The sequence below is a fragment of the Haloarcula salina genome (assembly GCF_010119195.1).
In the GTDB taxonomy this organism is placed as follows: Archaea; Halobacteriota; Halobacteria; order Halobacteriales; family Haloarculaceae; genus Haloarcula; species Haloarcula salina.
Window position 1 is genome coordinate 1 of the sequence record NZ_WRXL01000009.1, and the last position, 20,080, is coordinate 20,080.

15 protein-coding genes and 1 pseudogene are annotated in these 20,080 nt (G+C 59.0%); 4 read left to right on the forward strand and 12 right to left on the reverse strand.

Translation table 11 applies throughout. The annotated features are described in order from the left end of the window. Nucleotides 1-413 (reverse strand): annotated as a pseudogene (locus GM656_RS18145) (sugar ABC transporter permease); the annotation flags it as partial. A 133-nt stretch (nt 414-546) separates the two neighbouring features. Next, nucleotides 547-2,046 carry an extracellular solute-binding protein gene (locus GM656_RS18150; RefSeq protein WP_162415125.1) on the reverse strand — a complete coding sequence of 500 codons (1,500 nt, stop codon included), beginning with the start codon at nt 2,044-2,046 and terminating at the stop codon, nt 547-549. Between the two features lie 96 nt (nt 2,047-2,142). Between GM656_RS18150 and GM656_RS18155 the strand changes: the two genes are divergently transcribed. Together GM656_RS18155 and GM656_RS18160 are read left to right on the forward strand one after the other, a co-directional pair. Further along, nucleotides 2,143-4,164 (forward strand): glycoside hydrolase family 15 protein, encoded by a 2,022-nt coding sequence (locus tag GM656_RS18155; RefSeq protein WP_174243006.1) that lies wholly within the window; start codon nt 2,143-2,145, stop codon nt 4,162-4,164. 67 nt (nt 4,165-4,231) lie between these two features. Further along, nucleotides 4,232-5,293: a TrmB family transcriptional regulator gene (locus tag GM656_RS18160; protein WP_162415126.1), complete on the forward strand. Its 1,062-nt coding sequence runs from the start codon at nt 4,232-4,234 to the stop codon at nt 5,291-5,293. Between the two features lie 398 nt (nt 5,294-5,691). Here the strand turns inward: GM656_RS18160 and GM656_RS18165 are convergent, their stop codons facing one another. After that, on the reverse strand, nt 5,692-6,381 hold the full coding sequence (locus GM656_RS18165) for a hypothetical protein (RefSeq protein ID WP_162415127.1): 690 nt from the start codon (nt 6,379-6,381) through the stop codon (nt 5,692-5,694). Nucleotides 6,382-6,467: 86 nt separating this feature from the next. Here GM656_RS18165 and GM656_RS18170 point away from each other — a divergent pair, with 86 nt between their 5' ends. Both GM656_RS18170 and GM656_RS18175 read left to right on the forward strand, forming a co-directional pair. Continuing rightward, on the forward strand, nt 6,468-8,141 hold the full coding sequence (locus GM656_RS18170) for a transposase (protein ID WP_162415128.1): 1,674 nt from the start codon (nt 6,468-6,470) through the stop codon (nt 8,139-8,141). A gap of 440 nt (nt 8,142-8,581) precedes the next feature. After that, nucleotides 8,582-9,826 carry a phage integrase SAM-like domain-containing protein gene (locus GM656_RS18175; protein WP_162415129.1) on the forward strand — a complete coding sequence of 415 codons (1,245 nt, stop codon included), beginning with the start codon at nt 8,582-8,584 and terminating at the stop codon, nt 9,824-9,826. Between the two features lie 54 nt (nt 9,827-9,880). Here GM656_RS18175 and GM656_RS18180 read toward each other — a convergent pair whose 3' ends face one another. From GM656_RS18180 to GM656_RS18220, 9 genes are all read right to left on the reverse strand, one after another. Then, the gene (locus GM656_RS18180; RefSeq protein ID WP_162415130.1) at nt 9,881-11,260 is read right to left on the reverse strand and encodes a sugar porter family MFS transporter; all 1,380 of its coding nucleotides are present in this window, start codon (nt 11,258-11,260) and stop codon (nt 9,881-9,883) included. 87 nt (nt 11,261-11,347) lie between these two features. Beyond that, nucleotides 11,348-11,833, reverse strand: a complete 486-nt coding sequence (locus GM656_RS18185) for a universal stress protein (protein WP_162415131.1) — start codon at nt 11,831-11,833, stop codon at nt 11,348-11,350. Between the two features lie 179 nt (nt 11,834-12,012). Then, nucleotides 12,013-12,417 (reverse strand): hypothetical protein, encoded by a 405-nt coding sequence (locus GM656_RS18190; protein WP_162415132.1) that lies wholly within the window; start codon nt 12,415-12,417, stop codon nt 12,013-12,015. Continuing rightward, nucleotides 12,414-13,259 carry a ParA family protein gene (locus tag GM656_RS18195; protein ID WP_162415133.1) on the reverse strand — a complete coding sequence of 282 codons (846 nt, stop codon included), beginning with the start codon at nt 13,257-13,259 and terminating at the stop codon, nt 12,414-12,416. The genes GM656_RS18190 and GM656_RS18195 overlap by 4 nt, the downstream gene beginning before the upstream one ends. 1,312 nt (nt 13,260-14,571) lie before the next feature. Then, on the reverse strand, nt 14,572-15,570 hold the full coding sequence (locus GM656_RS18200; protein ID WP_162415134.1) for a metal ABC transporter permease: 999 nt from the start codon (nt 15,568-15,570) through the stop codon (nt 14,572-14,574). Further along, nucleotides 15,567-16,355 carry a metal ABC transporter ATP-binding protein gene (locus GM656_RS18205; RefSeq protein ID WP_162415135.1) on the reverse strand — a complete coding sequence of 263 codons (789 nt, stop codon included), beginning with the start codon at nt 16,353-16,355 and terminating at the stop codon, nt 15,567-15,569. Before GM656_RS18205 ends, GM656_RS18200 begins: the two co-directional genes overlap by 4 nt. Then, complete coding sequence (locus GM656_RS18210) at nt 16,352-17,443, reverse strand: metal ABC transporter substrate-binding protein (protein WP_162415136.1); 1,092 nt, start codon at nt 17,441-17,443, stop codon at nt 16,352-16,354. The genes GM656_RS18205 and GM656_RS18210 overlap by 4 nt, the downstream gene beginning before the upstream one ends. A gap of 279 nt (nt 17,444-17,722) precedes the next feature. Continuing rightward, nucleotides 17,723-18,277, reverse strand: coding sequence for a hypothetical protein (locus GM656_RS18215; protein WP_241692817.1), 555 nt, complete (start codon nt 18,275-18,277; stop codon nt 17,723-17,725). Nucleotides 18,278-18,308: 31 nt separating this feature from the next. After that, on the reverse strand, nt 18,309-19,415 hold the full coding sequence (locus GM656_RS18220) for a DUF3179 domain-containing protein (RefSeq protein ID WP_162415138.1): 1,107 nt from the start codon (nt 19,413-19,415) through the stop codon (nt 18,309-18,311). Nucleotides 19,416-20,080 lie beyond the last annotated feature (665 nt).

The window sequence follows — 20,080 nt, forward strand, 5'->3', positions numbered from 1 at the left end:
ATGGGCACCGCCCACGGGATGATGATGGCCGCGCGGACCCACCGCCGGCCGTAGAAGTCCTGGTCCAGGATGAGCGCCTGGCCCAGACCGATGAGCGTCTCGAACAGCACGCTCACCACGGCGAAGGTGATTGTGATGACTAACGCGCTGTTTAACAGACTGGTGAACTCGAGGTTTGACGGGAGGAACGTAGTCCCGCCCGGGAGAAACTGATTCTTCTCGCCCGTGAACAGTTGGATATAGTTTTCCAGTCCGACGAAAGTTCTGCTCGAGAGGTCAATTGAGAGGGCGTACAGCGACAGCTCGAACGTCCGCAACAGCGGATAGAGGGCGACGACGCCCAGCAGGAGAAATACCGGCAACAATAGCAGATACGCGTACTGCGTGTCGCTCAAGGTCTCTAACCGCCTCATCAGACCGACGAGGAGTCCCGAACGATGTGATTCCCGTGACTGGTGGGTCGTTGACTCTGGACTCACGAGTGACCTCCTGATAATGTAGTTTGCATGGATTGTGTCTCGGTAGTTGGAAAATCGGTCCGCAGCGTTAGTTGCTGCTCTCGGTTTGCTCCAACCCAGACTGCAGAGTAGCCATCGCCTCCGAGGACGGGACGTCTTGATTGACCGCGCGGTTCGCTTGCTGAGCAATTTTGCTGGACTGATTGCTCCAGACTGCGGTGACTGGACGTGCCATCGTATTCTCGCCAGCTAGACGCAGCGTGTCCATGTAGTCGCCTATCGGATCGATATTCGACGCTTTGTCGGAGTTAAACAGGCTGCCCCGTGGTGGGAGCCACCCCTCCATCTCTAGTAGGAACAGTTGGATCTCTGGCTTCATTGTGGCTCGGATGACCTCGCTGACCGCGTCAAGTCGCTCGCTGTAGGGGTTGACGGTAATATGCCAGCCACCCAGTGCCGATGTCGTTCCACCAGTCCCCTGGAACTCGGCGTTGCTCTCCGAAACGGCATAGGGGATTGGCATTGTTCCGAGGTCGTCGCCAAACTCCGAGGCAGCCTGATTGATGGCGTAGGGCCAGTTGCGATGGAAGAGGGCGTTCCCATCGAGGAACGGTGCGAGCGACCCGTCTTCTATCCAGCCGAGGATGTTCGTGGGCGTGAAGCCGCCGCCGTAGCCTTCGAGATTGTCGAAGTCCTCGTCGTGAACGAACTTCCGCATCATATTCAGTGAGTTGATAACCGGTTCGGAATCGACTGTGACGGGTCGGTCGCCGACCGGGCCAAAGAGGTTCTCACGGCCGCCGAAGTACGCGCCGCCCCACGAAGACATGACCTCGTTGAACGTACAGCAGGCGGTCCCCTCATAGATGTCCCACTGGGTAGTAAAGCCGTATTTGACGTCTGTCGCATCAACGGTATCAGCCGCAATGTTCGACCATTTTTTCCAGGTCATCGGTTCGGTGGCCCAGTTCTCGGATTCAGGGCTGTATCCAGCTTGCTCAACGAGGTCCTTCCGGTACAGCATCGTCGGATAATCAGGATAGAGTGGGACACCGAAGAGGTCGCCACTCGACGGATCGATGGCCGTTTCCGTGAAGCCGCTAAAGTACTCCGACTCGATGGTTGAGAGCATGTCGTCCGCGAGAACCTCTGAGAGGTTGGCGAGTTGCCCCCGTTGAATGAAGATGTTCACCCACCCGTTGTCCATCATGAACATGTCCGGTTTAGTCTCCTGTGAGCTCAGGAGCCGGTTGTAGTTGGCCCGTCGCTTCCCGCTGTCGGGTTGTCCTTGGGTGAACTTGATTCGGATATTATCTGAAAGGCCGCCCTTGTCGTGCAGTGCATCGCGAACTTCGTCAGCGTGGTCCTGTACCACCGTCGCGTCGAACCCCCACGTCACAGTCGTCGTCTCTCCGCTTCCAGCGGCACCAGTCTGTGTACCCGTGGCGTTCCCATCGCTCTCGCCGCCGTTGAACATGCTTGCACAGCCAGCGAGGCCAGCTGCTATCCCCGATGCACCCGCTCCCGCGACGAACCGCCGCCGCGAAATGCTACTCCGTTTTCTGCCGGTCTCTGAGTTCTCTGACATCGCTCACTTTGTCAATCAAAATATGCCTACTTATAGATTAGGGATTTGAGTTGAGACATCACAAGAACTTTATCTGCAGTTCGCTGCTATTCTGACATGGGACTCCGACGGTCACTCGATGATTACAAGCGAAACAAAGAGGCGGCAGAGGTATTTCCGGGCGAACAGCGCACACAGTTGGGGCAGTTCACTGGTTCGACGCAACGGCTGATACACGTTGATCCATCCGGTTCGGTTCGAGATTATTCGTATCCACTATCTGGACTCCACGGGCTCTCCTCGTCCCGGTTTGGCGTTCGACTTGACCAGACAATCGAGTGGTTCGATACGCTCGAGAGGGCGTCACAGACGTTGCATGAAGGGACCGTTGAGACCATCCACAACTTCGAGAAGTTCGAGGTCGTACAGCGCGATTTCACCAACGGTCTCACGCATGCGACCGCGTTCGAACTCCGGGGCGAGGCACCGGACTCTATCGAACTCGTCGGATTCGTGGAGCTGACTCCGGAGGGGCAGGAAGGACGAATCGGACAGTTGGTTCATGACGACGAACTCGTCGAAGTGTATCACAACCGGGAGCACGACTATCTGGGGGCATCGACAGAACTGGAAATTACGCCAGAAGTGATGGAGAAGTTCGACGAAATTCTTGCTGACGAGCCCCAGTCGTTCCCGCGAAAGGGTGAATCCGAAAGCTATGAGGGGAGCCGTCTCACTGGAGGTGTGAGATTCCGCACCGAATTCGAAGATGGACGGACAACTGTCATCACTACACTGTCGGACATCGAGGAGCAATCACGGTCTGCCAGTCTTAAGCACGTCGCTGACCGGACACAGCGCTACAGCGAACCATCGCAGTTACTCACCGCTGCCCAACAGTCGAGACAGACACCGGACATCACGGACCAACTCGTCCAAACGGACCTCCACGTCCTCGACCTGTTGTCTGCGCCGACGGGTGCCCGAATAGCAGGTCCCGATTTCGATCCGTATTATCAGTACTCCGGCGGCTACGGGTACACTTGGTTCCGGGACGATGGGGAGATCTCGACGTTTCTCTTAGAGGCCGGCGAGAGGCTCGGTCTCGACATAGAGAATCGACACCGCAAGAGCGCCCGATTTTATCTCCGGACGCAACTGGACGACGGTCGTTGGCCCCACCGTGTGTGGCCGATGAACGGTCGGCTGGCACCCGGCTGGGCAAACGGGCACGTGGAGGGGTCCGAAACACAGTATCAAGCCGACCAGACTGCAAGCGTCCTCGTCTTCCTCGCAGAATACCTCGCTACGCACCACGAGTCGCTCCCGAAAGACACGACCAAAGATATCGAGACCGCACTGGAACTGGGAGTAGAAGGGATGGACATCTCGCTGGAAACGGACGGATTACCGACCGAATGCGAGAACGCATGGGAGAATATGAACGGCCGGTTCACGCATACCGCTGCGAAGTTCATGCAGGCATACAGTACTATTGCGACTGCGCCGCTGCCCGCAACCCTACAGAACCGTGCAGCAGCGCAAGCGGGGAGAATCTACGAGGCACTCGAGACGATGTGGTGCCCCGACGGGAAAATTTACGGGCTTCGTTTGGCCGATGAGGACCTGGACGTGCGGATCGACAGTACCACGTTCTCGCTGATAGACGCGCACTTGGCTTACAGGGACGTAGGCGATATCAGCGATGAGCGATACTGCAGACTGGCAACTCACCTCGAGACTGCGTTCGAGCGTCTCTGGACGGAGACGGACGCTATTCGCGGATTGACGCGGTTCGAAGAGGATACGTGGCGTCGACGAAACCAAGCAAGTGGAAAGATTTGGACCGTCTCGACTGGCTGGGGCGCATACGCGGCCGAAAACGCGATTCGACTGTTCTCGACGACGTCTCAGCAGTTCGACCCGACGGCGTGGTCTGACCGTCTGTTTACTGAAATTGATCTTACAGGGTCGCTCTGTCTCTCTTCGGGATACTTGCCAGAACAGTTCTTCGATTCCGGTACGCCGGATAGTGCAACACCACTCGGTTGGTCCCACGCGATTCGACTCGCAACGTATGCGGCTCGGAGTACGCGAAACGCGGACTCTGCAGTGGACCGTCAGTCGGGCACACGCTGATGATCGTCGTGACGACGACCCGTGTTGATACTAAGTTTTATCTTCGATATCTGCCCAACGATTGACCATGGTTGAGGACGACATCGTCGATAATCTCACTCGTTTTGGTCTCTCGGAGAAAGAGGCGCTCGCCTACGTGACGATTCTCCAGAATGGATCCACGACGATTCGCGTGATCTCCGACGAAACAGATATATCGAAGAGCTATGCGTACGATATCGTTGGAAAGCTAGAGGAACGTAATCTCATCCAGATCGACGATCACGTCCAACCGACACAGCTCCGGGCGATTCCGCCCTCGGAGGGCATCGAAAATCTCGTCTCTCAGTTACAGACTATTGAGACACAACTGGACGACCTGTTCGATTCGGAGAGCTACGAACAACAGCGGTTCAGTATCATCAAATCGCGACGCACGATACTCTCCCAGCTTGTTGATTTGATCGATTCTGCAACCGAAGAGATTATCCTCGCGCTTCCTGCCTCGGCGCTCCATAGAGTCGAGGACTCACTCCAGGCAGCACAGGACCGTAGCGTGTTCTGTATGCTATTGGTAACAGAATACGACGGTGAGGTCCCGATCAGCGAGTCGATAGCGAACGTTGTGCAGACGTGGAACGCACCCGCGCCAGTTACTCTTACCATCGACCGCTCAGACGGAATCGTCTCGTCAGCCGACGCCGTGTTAAACTCGAATTCAGACGACTACGCGATATACCACGCGGAGGAACACATCGTCTCCTCGCTGTTCGACTCGTTTATCGCAAATTATTGGCCCATGGGCGAGCAAGCCCACGTCGCAGAGAGAGAGCCGTTACCGAGAACGTTCACTAGTTTCCGCCACGCAGTGTTCGAAGCAACGCTGTATTTGATGGATGGGCAGCCAGTTACTGCTGAGATAGAAGTCCGACCAACCCAAAGCGAGGACGCGTTCAAGACGACAACTGGAACTATTATTGACGTAAAGCAAAGTCTTGTACGCCCCTTCTCGAACGAGTTCCCCACCCAGGAGTCGTTCGTCGTTGAAACAGCCGATGAAACGTTTACTGTCGGCGGGTACAAGGCATTTTTAGAAGATTTTGAAGCACGCGACATCACCCTGAAGGGCCGTGGTGAATCACCAGACTGAGCTTGATTTCACGGTGTCAGCGACTGCTTGTTGTTGTGAACCATACACATCAGAACGAGCGCACGAAATTCACCGTACATAGACATACACGATCGGCGATTTCTCGCCTCAGTCCACCAGTTCTAACTGCTGTCGGTCCCGCTGTCGCCAGGGGACGTTTGTCGCGACACTGTGATTTCAGTGCCAATCCGTCCGAAATCACGCATTACAGTCCCGCTTAACCCGCTGTAGTCTCAACTTCCACACAGTGCTGGTAGTTGAGACTGGCGCTCTCAATGCATCGGAACGATCTGTCGGTTGTGGACCTGCCGAATCACAGTATTTGGTCGTCCTCGTACCACCGCCACAAGTCAAACCCGCACCAGCAGGTGTACAGTAGAGAGAAGGAGGGGACCTGTTTACTCATTATTCTGTTGTATCACGCTATAGCTAGCATAGACCGGCACATCCATCTCATATTCCTGATTCTCAAGTAGGTATGTCACATTCGCGGCAGAAGGTGTTGTTTTGACGAGTGATTCGAACGATATAGCTGTTTGACTCACCGGATCACCATCTTGATTGACGACAGTCTGGACAGAAACAATGGCAGCAACATCCCCGCTTTCGATTGATCTTGTAACGCCACTACTGATTTGGTCGATACCAAGTTCTTGTTCGATATGATCAGCAGCCTCTTTGGCGGCTGCTGAGACAGACTGCGTCGTTGCCCATTGGCTGAATGGAACCGTCTCGTAAACTGGTTCTCGTGTGGGTGCGTCACCACCTTCTACTGCTCCGTCATTTGTGCGTCGCCATTTGGCCACGTACCTGACGGTATTGTTTTCTGCAATATGTTGGACTTGGTCATCTGTCTCTTGTACTTCGATCTCCAGATCAACCTGACTTGTACCACGTGTAGGACCCTTCGAATTCACCTCAGTTCGATTAGGTCGTGCAGGTTCGGCTGTGATGGTGGATTGACCATCATTCACTGTTGATTCGTCTGATGTTTCAGATTGGGAATCACTTCCTAGACTATCTTCTGCACACCCAGAAATGAAAGGTAAAATAATAGCAGTGCCAGTCAAAACATCTCGACGTTTCATATTATTCTCACTATTACAGAACTATATATGTTTTTTCTATGACCAGTTAGACGAATTTTTGGGGGTGTCGTGGCCAGTATTTCGTAGTGGTCGCGAGTTGCTATTCTCAACGCAGTGTCTTTCGACGAATCGCACAGCAGTCATACGCTGAATGGCCAGCATATGATTCGACACCACTGTACGACCAGAGTTCTCCCTGCGGCCTGGAAGAAGACATCCGGACTGTTGCCTCCACATGGTTCGACCACGAGGCCCACAATTCCGTCGACGAGTTCGTGTCTCACTACCCAGTAGCATATTTTCAGTTTCGACCACACGACCGGTATTCTGGAGCAACCCAGTACGGGATGGACCAACTGTTCCGACTGTTTCTGCTCAAAGAAATTCATGGCTGGACCCACGAGACGGAACTTGTCACCTACATCAGTACCCACCCTGACCTCCGTGAGCAGCTAGGCATAGAGACAGTCCCGGACCAGTCGACGCTGTGGCGTACATGGAACGAACGCCTCACTGCAGAGCTTCGTGAGACAATTGAGACAACTGCGCGGACGGTTCTAATCAAAGCCCAAGACGCAGGTGTTGCTGTCCCTCATGAACCAGACCGACGCCTTCCATTTCAGCGTGACGAGGAAGAATCAGACACTAGTGACCAAGCTATCCTCGACGAAGCAGCATCGATTACGGACCATGTCAGCCATGTCGTCTTCCCAGCCTTCTCACTGAATCGAGACGACGGCTGTGAGATCCATGAGAACGCCTACTGGGACTTACAAACGCATCTCGGACTTCGTGAGGGGCTGGCTGCTAACGAAGGAGCCCGAAGCTTCGTCTATGAATCGACCCGGGATCGGACACCGCTGGGTCACGCTCATCGCGAGCACATCCGCAACCTGTCGATTGAACAGATTCGGGAGATGTATCGGCAAGCAATTGACCGTCTATTGAACGAGTTAGCAGGGAGAGAGGAATTCGTTCGAGCGGGTATCGTCGCTATCGATATTACGGAAGCCGACCCGTTCACAGGCGATAGGACTGGGCATGAAGACGAAATCATCGGGACGAAAGAGCAGACTGATGAATACGCCTATCAGTGGGCGACGGTCCAGTTAGTCGGCAACGCCGTCCCAATCGTGTTAGACGCACGGCCAGTCCAGAAAGGGGACACGCGTAAGGAAATCGTCGAGGATCTCTTGGACTCGGCTGAAGCAGCTGTGCATGTCGATAACGTACTGATGGATCGGGAATTCGACAGCCAGCACGTTTTGGAGATGATTAGCCAGCGCGGCCTCTCCTATGTCGTGCCGAAACGAATGCAAACCAGCGAGAAAGCCCAAGCCAAGCGACTCTTGCAGCGCGGCCAAGATCGGTACGAGACCGACAGGAAACTTCATCTCGGAAAGAACGAGTGGCACGAGACGACACTGATCTACCGGCGGAAGGAGGATTCTGAATACGATGATCACCGGCAGTACTCGGTGTTCATGACGAACACCAGCAGCGCCTATCTCACCGAGTACGGGTATCGCTGGGAAATCGAAAGCGGCTACAAGTCGATCAAGCGATTCATGGCCGCAACGACGTCGAAACATTTCGGACTGCGACTCTTCTATTTCGCGTTTGCGTGTCTGCTGTACTCGATCTGGCGAGCGGTGGATCTACTCGTGCAGGTCGAATTGACCGGTGAATACGAACACTCGCCAATTGTGACAGCCGACAACACGCTAACTCTGTTGAAGAAAGAAACCGGAATCGGGTAGAGAGCCGACTCAATCCAGGTGAATGCGGATTCTGAGTGGCTACACTATCGAAAATCTTCGGAAGCCGGCAATATAGTTAGTAGTACAACATGAATGGCTGATTGAGAGCTAATCTGGGGCAGTATCTGTTCGGCAATTCGTCCAAATAGATGCATTACAGCCCCGCTAAACCCTGTGTAGTCTCAACTCTCCCACAGTACTATTTCATATAGCACTATATGATTTATAAAAACACATTCTCGGAGATGAGTGCTGTATGCGTCCGTTTTCGCGACATCTGGCGAAATACTGCTTACTCGTGATTACTCTGATAATCACGACCAGTTTGAAGTACCCTGCCGCCGTCGGGTACGCACGAATGCTGCAACCGCCGCAGATCGACGCTACCCCCTGGGTAACGCCGCCGGGACCGGGTTCGTGGGGACTGGAGGGAGGGGTCGATGGCTGAGCGACCGCTCTCGACGCGTCTCGAGGAGACTTTCGAGCGCTATCTGCAGGACAAGGGCAAGGGTCGCGGTGGCGACGGCGGGAACTACCGACGGAACGCCGCTCGCGAACTCGAACGGTTCGCCGACTGGGCCGGCGGAAGACGCGGTCCCGAACACTGGACTGGGATCGCCCCTGACGATGTCGACCGCCCGCCCGCCTTCGGGGACCTCGACGAGCGAGTATTCAGGGAGTACGCCCGTCACCTCGCCGGTGACCGCGGACTCAAGCAGAACACTGTACAGACCTACTACCGCTATATCTCTGCGTGGTGTGGCTGGTGCGTCAACGAGGGCTATCTCGAAGCCCACTACGCACAGCGCGCGAGTGCGACGGCGCCACTGCCCGAGGACGACGGCCGAAAACCCGGGGATCAGCAGGCCTGGACGTCCGAGCAGCGCCACGCGATCACTCGGTACGTCGACGAACGGGCACGCAAGGCCATCGAGGGGTACACGACGCTCCCCGCGGAGACGGACGCATTCGACAAGCAGCGGGCGCGGTACGAGGCCCTGAAGGCGGCCCGAGATCGGTCGCTCGTGTTCGTGCTCGCGTACACGGCCGTTCGCGTCGGCGAACTGCTCCGGGATCCGAACGATCCGCGGCGGCGCGGCGTCCGATGGGAGGAAATTTCGCTCGAAGACGGCAGTATGGACGTCTATCGGAAGAAACAGCAGTGGGACGCCGCGAGCCTTCCCGACCCGGTACTATCGCCGCTGCGGAGTTATCGAACGCTCATGGACCCGCCGACGGACCGGTGGCCGGTGTTCCCGACGTTCGGTCAACAGACCCTCGCGACGCACGTACGAGACGAGCTGGCGGATCGGGGGCTCCAGACGGACGCCATCGACGAGCGACGAGACGACTACGCTCGCGACCTCTTGCTGGCTCTCGAGAAGGACATTCGGCCGCCGTCGCTCACGACGGACGGAGCACGACGCATCCTCCAGAGACTCTCTGACGCCGCCGAAATCGACGTCGATCACCCGAAGCACGACTACCTCGCACCGCACGGTGGCCGCCGGGGAATGGGTGAGGTGCTCGTCAGAGCGTTCGGATACACGGTCGCCGCCCGGTATCTGGACAACTCCGAAGAGATGGTCCGCGAGCGCTATTCCCACATTGAGGCCGGCGAGCTCGGTGACGTTGCGACGGAGGCACTCGACGAGATCGACTCGCTCCGCAGCAGGACGACGTAGCTGAGTGGCGGGACGTGGGCCGTCCCGACCGAATTTCGGTACGGAAACCGCCGCTCAGTCGGCCAGCGACACGTTCTCTCGCAGGTCGTTCTCGATCGCCTCGAGCGTTCGGCCCTTGGTCTCGGGAACGAGACGGTAGACGAACGCCAGGCCGACGAGACTACAGAGTCCGAACAGCCAGAACGTCCAGTGGGTTCCGATGTTGGCCGTCAGCACGGGGAACGTCAGCGACACGAGGAGGTTCGCGCCCCAGTTCGCGACGGTGACTGCGCCCATTGCAGACCCCCGCACAGAGAGGGGATAGATCTCTGAAATGAGCAGCCAGAACACCGGACCGAGCCCGATGGCGAAGAAGGACACGAACAGCATCAGGCTGGCCGTCGCGACGATACCGAGCACGTCGCCGAACCCGGGGAGGTAGAACACCGTTCCGAGGATGGCGAGCGTCACCACCATCCCGCCGACCCCGACGATGAGCAGGCGGCGACGACCTACGCGGTCGACCAGCGCGATGGCGACTACCGTCATCACGACGTTGATCGTCCCGATGCCGACCGTGGCCAGAATCGAGGTCACGCCACCGAATCCGGTCGATTCGAGGATGGTCGGTGCGTAGTAAATCACGGCGTTGATACCGGTGATCTGCTGGAAGACGGCGAGTCCGAGGCCGACGACGAGTGCCGGCCGGAGCCACGACGCGAACAGGTCGCTCAGGCCGGTATCAGACTGCTTCTCGACGGTCTCGGAGATCTCGTCGAGTTCGGTCTCGACGCCGGACTGTCGAGTCCGCTGGAGGACGGCGCGGGCCTCGTCTTTCCGTCCGTGTTCGAAGAGCCAGCGCGGGCTCTCGGGCATCTTCAGGATGCCGACGGCGAGCACAACGGCGGGGACCATTCCGGCCCCGAGCATCCAGCGCCAGGCGCCCGCGTCCGCGAACGCGAAGTTGACGAAGTACGAGAGGAGGATCCCCGTCGTGACCATGAGCTGATTCAGCGACGTGAGCGCCCCGCGAATCTTTGGCGGGGCGATTTCGGAGATGTACAGCGGGCCCACTATCGACGCGAACCCGATGGCGACCCCGTCGATCAGCCGTCCCGCGATCAGCACGGGGATGTTCGGAGCGACGGCCATCGTGAACGACCCGAGAAAGAAGACGCCGGCTGCGATGAAGATGAGCCGTCGACGCCCGAGCCGGTCCGCCAGTTGGCCTCCGACGGCCGCACCGGCGGCCGCTCCGGCCATCGCACCGCTCACGATGATCCCCTCGATGAGCGGGGACATGACGAACGAGTCCTGGATGAACAGGAACGCGCCCGAGATGATTCCGGTGTCGAAACCAAACAACAGCCCGTTCAGGGCAGCCATCGCTGAGACAACGTAAACGAATCGGTCGCCGTCACCGCGTATGACGTTCCGTATCGTGGCGATTGACATCCGCTCAAAAATTACTCGCATCCGTGTAAAAGTTTTCCGACATATCTCAACGACCGGTCCTTCGGGAAGCGTCCCGCTATCGTCTTTTCAATCGCCGGCTCGGACGAAGGTGACTGGACACGGTGCGTTGAGCATCACCTCCTGTGCCGTGCTTCCGAAGATCGCTTTCCCCGTCGGTGAGCGCTGTCTCCCACCGACGATCACGAGGTCTGCGTCGACGTCTTCGGCGAGCGAGACGACGCCCTCCCCGCTCGTCCCGGTCGTCGCACGCGGTTCACAGTCGATCGAGTCGGCCTCCAGTCGGTCGCTGATCTCGCGGGTGACCGACATCCGCGCGGCCAGCTCGTCGGGGCCGATATCGCCTCCCTCGGTGTCGAGCAGTCGCTCGACAGCGTCTCTGTACGAATCGGTATCGAACACGTGTGCGATCACGACGGTCGCGTCGCTCGGTCCCGCAACTGCGCGGATAGCGTCGACGAGCGCGTCGACCCGGGCGTCGTCGCGACCGCCGACCCCAACCAAAACCGTTTCGAGACCGGCCGCATTGGCGGATCCAGGGACATCCGTACTCATCGTATGTGCACGGAGGACGGTGCACGGTAAAGAACTTTTTATGAGTTTACTATTATGATAGTAATTTTTTCGCCAGTTCTGGCACACCAGAGGAGTGTCCGAACTAATCGCTACGGCAGGTGGGAGGGGATGACTGAGGGGGATTCAGAGGGTGTGTGCGGATTAGTTGGTTAGAATCGTTACGCCCGGTCCCAGTCGTATCCCCACTCTCGAAGCTTCTCGGCCACGAGATCTGGATGGTCCATGGCGACCACGAGCGCAGCCTCCAGTGCATCGGTCTTGTACACGTCCTCGTCGACCTCGTCTTCGAGTGCCCGGATGAACTCAGTCTCCCGAGATTCGACTTCCGGACGGACGAATATCGGGCGCTGTTTCCGTCCCTCTTTGACCGATCCACGTCGGAACTTGTAGGGGATCTCGGGCTGGCTGGTTTCGGTGCTCTCAGCGTCGTCTACTTCGGTTTCGAGCAACGTCCCGGGGGATTCCGTCGACGTGCCGTCGGGGCTATCCGAAGCGCCGGTCTCGTCCGTCTCGTCTGCGCCGTCCCCCTCCGCGAAGGGGTCGTCGCCGGAGCCTGATTTCATGCCGTGGCCTCCTGTTCGCGGGTCTGGCGGAGTTGTGCGGCCAGCGTCTCGAACTGCTCCAGCGTTTCCAGTTCGTAGTCGCGCTCGCGGTCGCGATGCTCCTCGACGTATCTGAACGCCGAGCACTGTTTCCGCCAGCACCCCTCCAATAGCGACGTTCGCTCGCGGAACACCACCGGGATGTCGTACGATTCGGCGCGGAGGCGTTCGAGCATCTCCTCCTGGTCGTTCGTCCCCTTGAAGCGGTTCGGGACGGCAGCGAGGACGCCCACGTTGATGTCCAGCGTGTCTTCGAGGCCGGTAACGAGGTCGGCCAGTCCGGCGACGGACTGCTGGCCCTTCCCGCTCGGTTCGAAGGGAATGACCAGATTCCGCGTCGCGTGCAGGGCGTTGTAGAGTTTCACGTCGGCCGTCGCGGGCGGGTCGACGATGACCGTGTCGTACTCCGAGGGGACGTCGGCCCCCTTCAGCACGCGAAGCAACTGCACGTTCGGGTTCCAGTTCTCGCCGAAATCGGCGGCCTCCTCCTCACGCCGCCGGAGGTGCTTCGAGAGGACTTCGAGCGAGTTGTGGGCCGGGACCACGTCGACACCTTCGGCCGTCTGAACGAGGTCAGCGAACGGCCCCCGTGGGCGCTCGACCAGGTGCCGGACCAGGCTATCGGCGTCAGAGTCTGTCCGTTGGTCGGCAACGTCGAACAGGTACGAGAGACTTCCCTCCTGTGGGTCCATGTCAATCGCGAGTACGTCGTTTCCCGCTCGGGCGTCGGCGACGGCGAGGTTCGCCGCCATCGTCGTCTTGCCGACACCGCCGGCCTCGCTGTACACGGTATAGGTCAGCATGCTCGAACAGTCACATCGGCCAGATATAAAGATTAGTCAGACGGCATAGTTACTAAGAATTGTCGTTAAGTATAGTCAGCTAGAATAGCCATATGGTATAGCTAAACAGATGAGTCTATCGGAACAACTCTCTAGATTGACTGACATTGCCAGCTATACGGGCCGACTATTCAGTGTCGCGATATGGGCTGTCTATATGGTCTACTTATCTAGCGTTTCTATGCTGAATATCTACACGAGAAGCCTATTCGCCTTCGCTACACGGGCCAGTAACACGTCATATCTATTCGACTCCGCTACGGCAGATAGTGGATCGAGATGGCTGGTCGCCTCCGAGAGATGTCCTATCGAGACTACCTGAACACACGCTGCCGATATTCGACAGTACCGATCTGGAGACCGATCTGAAGTCGACGTGGCAATCACAAAACTCAGGAACCAAGTCGAGCTGACCTTTCACTCAGAAACGAAGTCGCAATCAGCCGCGCTGGAAGCCCTGGAAGAACCATGCACAAGCGTGTCGTTCCATGTTCGAGTGTGGGCGACCGCACGCTGTGGCCCACTTCCCGAACCGACCTGACTGCCGGCTTTCAGTACGGCTTGAGCTGTGGAAGTACATACTGGGACGCACGTCTTGATCGCCGGCGGGTCCGTACCCATCACGGCCTGCCCTCCACTACCGATCGTGCCTGGAACCGGTGACACAAATCCTCGTGTGACCGTTTCACCGTATGCCTCGATGGGTACTCGTGGTGTTCTCTACGCATCAGTTCGGAATTCATACTCTTCGAGTGAGTACATAAATCCTATATTGCTATACACAATCTACAGGAGTTCCCCACGGGTTCGGACAGTCCGAATACACGAATTACCGCTACTGCGAAATAGAGAGTGGATTCCACCATAGCCGGGCTCTCTGCGGTAAGCGAGAGAGAAATCAGCAATCGGACGCAGTAAGTGGGCAGTCCGGTAGTGTAGTGAGCATCCGAACGAGCAGAGCGAGTGCGGTTACCTGAACGCTCGCTTCGCTCACGTTCAGCCTTTTCGCGGATATTCTTGCGCCTCGGGTTTCCTCGTTCGCTCCACCGGGAACCGCTCGGCGCACAAAGGTACGTTCGCAAATTACCCGATCCGACGGGTAAGTAAGAGTGTAGAATAAATCCACACAACAGCTCTATTCTCCGCGGTTGAATCCTGGAAACAGGTCGGCAATACGCTCTCGATTGCCGTTCTTTCGTAGCAATCGTGCCGAATAGGCGACTCAAGAATTACCGCACATACTGATCGTGAACGGATCTGTCAGCGCTCCTATTTAGTCGATCTCTCCGGCCTCGATACTGCCCATCTCGGGGTTGGAGTCAGCGACCAATCTCGACTGGAGTTTGCCGACAACAACAGCGAGAGAGTAGACCGTGACTGCGATAAGGACGATCACACCGCCGGCGGTCGCCTCCGCGTAGTAGGAGACGGCGATACCGAGAATGACGGCCAGTTCGGCGAGAACGACGGACACGAGGAGGGACTCGTTGAAACTCCGAGAGACCTGTGACGCGCCGGCGACCGGCACGACGAGCATCGCGGCGACGAGGATGACGCCCATGATCTGCATGGCACCGACCACGACCATCGCCGTCAGCATCACCATGATACGGTTGTACCAGCTGACCGAGATGCCGGAGACGGCCGCCGCGGTCTCGTCGAAGGTGACGTACAGCAGTTGGTTGCGAGTGAGTCCGACCACGCCGATGACGATGACGAACAGGGCGAGGAGTATGGCGGCGCTGTCCTGGGAAACCGTCGCGAGATTCCCGAAGAGGAACTGATTCACTCCGACGGCGAGCCCGCCCGCATTGATGCTTATCAGCGTGGTCCCGAGCGCGAACCCGGTCGAGAGGACGATCGCCATCGAGACGTCGTTGTAGGCGTCGGTCGCCTCAGAGATGAGTTCGATGAAGAGGGCCGCGATCATCGCGACCACAACGGCCGTCAAGTACGGAGAGACCCCGAGGTCGAGAACGGCGTTGAGAAACAGCCCCACGGCGACGCCGGCGAACCCGGTGTGAGCGAGCGCATCGCCGATCAGCGCCAGTTGGCGGTGGACGAGAAAGGTCCCGATGAGCGGGGCCATCACGCCGATACACAGTCCGACCAGGATCGCCCGGTGCATGAATCCGTACTGGAGCAGCTCGAAGCCGGTCATCTGGCCGATCCAGTAAACGAATCCCGACCAGAGCTGCAGGAACCAGTACAGCGGGGCCAGAAGTAGCTCCAGCGGCCCCGTCTGGAGCGGCGTGACGAGTCCTCGGCTCATCGAGACTCACCCAACAGATTCGCTGCGGTGCCGAACGCGCGGGCGAGGGCGTCGCTCTCGACGAATTTCCCGGTCGGCCCGTCGAAGTAGACCTCGCGGTTGAGACAGATGACGCGTTCCGCGTGTTCGGTGACCGCGGAGAGGTCGTGTTCGATGAGCAGGACGGTGATGCCGCCTCGATTCAACGAATCCAGGAGTTCGTAGAACGCGCCGACCGACTCGATGTCGACCCCGACGGTCGGCTCGTCGAGCACGAGCAGGTCGGCCTCGCTGGCGAGTGCACGGGCGATGAACGCCCGCTGGCGCTGGCCGCCGGACAGTTGTGTCACGCGACGATCGGCGAACGCCGTCATGCCGACCGTATCGAGTGCCCCGTCTACGATAGCCCAGTCTTCGCTGGAGAGGCGACCGTAGCCGACGTGTGGGAAACGGCCCATCTTCACGACCTCCCGGACGGTGATCGGCATCTCCTTCGAGGCACTGGCGTGCTGTGCGACGTAGCCGATTCGGGATCCGTCGTCGAACTTGTGAGCCGGTTCACCGAAGAGCGTGGCCACTCCGTCGTCCGGTCGGACCAGCCCGAGCATCAACCGCATCAGCGTCGATTTTCCCGATCCGTTCGGACCCACGACCGCAACGTACTCGCCGGGGTCGATCTGAATCGAGATATCCTCGACGACCGGCGTCGACGTGTACCCGAACTCGACGTCGGAGAGTTCGATGACCGACGCTGTGGTGCTCGCTGCCCTCGTTCGCTCTGCGGTCGAAGTCTTCTGTGCACTCATTGGAAGTTCATCCACTCGTCGGCCCAGCCGTCCGGTCCGGCCTCCTCGGGCCGCTTGGTGCCGAGAACGACCTCGAACGTGGGCATGTTGATGTTGTAGGCGATCTCCTCGTATCCCCAGTCGTTCGCGACCCAGTCTTCCCGAACGCCCGCGTACGGTGTGACCGGGAAGTAGCCCTCGACCTGGGTCTCGGCGAGCAACTGTTCGGCGGGCCGCCGCGACTCGAAGACGCCGTTGGCGATGTACTTGATGTCGTTTTTCCTGATGACGTCCTTCGCCTCGGCGATGTCCGAGGGCTTGACGTCGCCGCTGGCAGCGAGGTTGGTGACGAGGGGAACCATCTGCACGTCGTATCTGACGCCGATGTACTGGAAGGCGTTGTGAGCGGCCAACTGGACCACGTCCCGCTCGGCCGCATCGAAGATGGCCTGATAGTCCTGATCGATCCGCTCGAGTGTGTCAGACTTGTACGTCGCCGCGTTGTCCCGGAGCGTGGTTTCGTGCTCTGGCGCGAGTTGCACGAGCCCCTCGGTGATGTTGTCGACCGACGTCTTCGCCCGGTCGGGGTCGAGCCAGAAGTGCGGGTCCTTGCCCTGCTGTGCGCCCACGCCCTCCTCGTCGGGGTCGAGGGTCGCTGCGAGGTCGACGAGTTCGACGCCCTCGCGGACGTTGATCAACTGCGTGTCGACGCCGTCGTCTTCGACCGTCTGGATGGCGCGGTCGGCCCACGGCTGGAACCCCGGACCGACGTGGAGGAACGCGTCGGCCTCGATGATGTCCTTCGTGACGCTGGCGTTCGGTTCCCACCCGTGACCGTGCAGGCCGGTCGGGACGAGGTTGTCCACCTGAATTGGCGTCCCATCGACGACGTGACGAGCGAAATCGTAGAAACTGAAGAACGACGCAACGACCACGGGGCCGTCTCCAGACGCACCCTCGCTGCTGGATCCGGTCGCGGAGGTGGTGTCGTCGCTTCCGCTACTGCTCGCGCACCCGGCGATCCCGGTGGTGAGAAGGGCTGCACCGGCCGTAATGGCCCTTCTGCGCGAGATTCCGGACTCCGATTGAGGCTGGTTCGCATCGTGCATTGGATACTAGTCTCTGTTGTGGCGAATAATATAGTAGTTACTATCGAATATAGAATTTAGACCTATCTAATTCATGCGGTCGAGACGGCTTTCGGTGACGGGCCGCCGCTATAGTCGCCAGTGAGCGCCAGAAATCATGCCCTTCGGGAGACGAACGTCGTCGCCGTTATCCCCCTGGCCGCAACGGTGACTGACTCCCGATCCCCACTTCCTCACGTCAGTAGAATAGGATCCGACTGAGACGGTCGGTACGCCGCCAACGCCCCCTAAAGGACGTGGTCAGTGACGCTGCGGATCGATCTGTCGCCCGACTAGTACGAGACTCCCGACCAGCAGAAGGGCGGAGACCGGCAACAGGTACTGAAACGTCGTCAGCAGCACGCCGGACGCCTGGATACCGAGTACGATCAAGACGACGGGGCCACAGCAGGCGGTCCCGGACAGCACCGCGGGGATACTGGCGAGGAATCCGGACGACGACTGGCCCAGCCCACACGCCGCCGGTTGCGTCCACGCGAGGTAGGTCAGGCCGAAGTTCAGTCCGACCAAGACGGCGAGTCCGAGGCCGAGAACGGAATTGAACGAGAACAGATAGGTCACGGGACCGAACTGGACGCGTGCGACCGGCGTAAACGAGAACGGGCCGAGAGCGGGGCGAAACAGTTTCGAGAGGGGCGCGTCGACGACCGAAACGGCGTAGCCACCGAGCCCCGGTGCGAGATGGCCCAGCGCCCACAGGTAGACGAGCAGATACCCGACCGCCACCGTGACGGTGACGAGAAGGGCGTCCCGCCGGCGAACGGTCAGTACCGTCGCCGTGTGCGTTTTCGACACGGCCGTCTTCGACCGTCGAATCAGCGACGACTCACCCATAGACGTTGGTGTTCGGGTAGTAGCCCGCCCACGCGAACCACATCGCGTCGAACGTGTGGATTTCCTCCAACGGGAGCGCGCCGGGCGCGTGGGTCGTCCCGTCAGGTCCGACGACCTCGTCGCCGTCCGCTTCGTAGGCGTGCTGTGCCGGATTGAGATAGACGTAGCCCGTGTCGAGATGGGGGTCGTAGACGGCGAGGGCCGGGTCAGTGCCGAGTGTTCCGGTCATCACTCGCCGGGTCGCCAGGGCGTCTTTCAGAAACGCGACCGCTCCGTCGGGCGTTCGTGCCCCCATGACGACGGTCTTGCGCGGGAAGCGGTCGCTTTCGTGCAGCGGCGGGAACAGCAGCGAGTCGCTTTCGTAGTAGCCCCTGCGCGGGTTGTAGGACCCGTACGGATCGCGCTGATAGTTCCGCGCGTGGCCCGACTCCGTCGAGAGGACCCGCGTCGCTGGCCGGTGCTCGCGCCACCGCTCCCAGGTCGTCCAGACGAGACGGAATTCCCTGAGCGAGCGTATCTGTGGGGATTCGTTCCACGGACCCGGAATCGCGGTCGCGAGCATCTGGGGCCACCAAGTCTCGGTCGCCCGATCGTACATCACGAGATTGGCATTGAGCAGTCGACCCGAGACACCGAAGGTCGTTTGACCGCGCTCGAACCCCTGAACAGTCCCTGTCAGCGGGCAGTACGTGACCGCGACGTTCGTCCCGGCGAGTTCGTCGTTGACGATCTCGTGATGGGCCAGGATCTTCTGTGGGTACGCCTTCGCAGTCCCGTCCCGAGCGACGCCGAAGACAGGGTCGCCGGGATCGATGAAATCCGCGGCCTCGGCGTCTACGAACGCCGGTTCGTCGATGGACGGGATGCCGTCCTTGGGCGGTCCGCCGGAGCGGGCCTGCTCGCGGAGACGGGCCGGTTCCATCGGGAGGGGAAGGCGCTCGTCGGCAGTCGGAACTGCCTGCGGTCGCGGTGTCGGATCCGTCGACTCGGTGCTCGGGGGCGGCTCGGTCGAGTCCCCCGCCGTGTCCTGTCCGACACAGCCGGCGAGCGACGAAAGGGCCGCGGCGGCGAGGAATCGCCGTCGAGTTCGACGCGCCATCAGACGAACTGATGCAGTCGCGGTCAATAACAGTTGAGCGACTGTGCGAAAATGAGACACACTTCCGAAAGTGTCCGCCCGGCCCGAACACCGGACCCAGCGGCGGCCGGAACGGATAGGCTTCAGTAGCGCCACGACGCGAGGACCGGAGCCGCCGGTATCGCAGGCTTTCGCTCAGTCTCCGGACGTCTGTGTCTGTGGCGCATCGACGAGTATCTCGCGGCACAGTTCGCTTTTCCGATGTGACGTCTGTAAGTGTCGGTAGACGTCTTGGGCAGTGCCCGAAAACACGCAGAGCGGGCATTCGACGACAGCATCGCCACCGTCAGCTGTACCGTGATGGGTTCCGCTCGTCCGGGACGGGATGTCCCCCTCATTGGCATCCATGGCTCGTAAATCGAGTGTAGGCTCATTTTGGGGATAGTTGTTGACTCTAGAGGGCTAGAAGCCGTGTTTCACGGCTCCGGGACCCCGTATATTGGGGAACTCTCTCGTCCCTCACGCGTTGGTTCCCGATAGCAGAACACAGGTGTGTGGAGTGACGATAAACGGGGCCACCGCGAAATGGGATGATCGTGGAGATTACAGCTATATTTCACGTGTTTTCAGCCCAATATGTAACTCGTGTGCCGATAAGGCTCCGAATATCCCATATAAAGTAATGA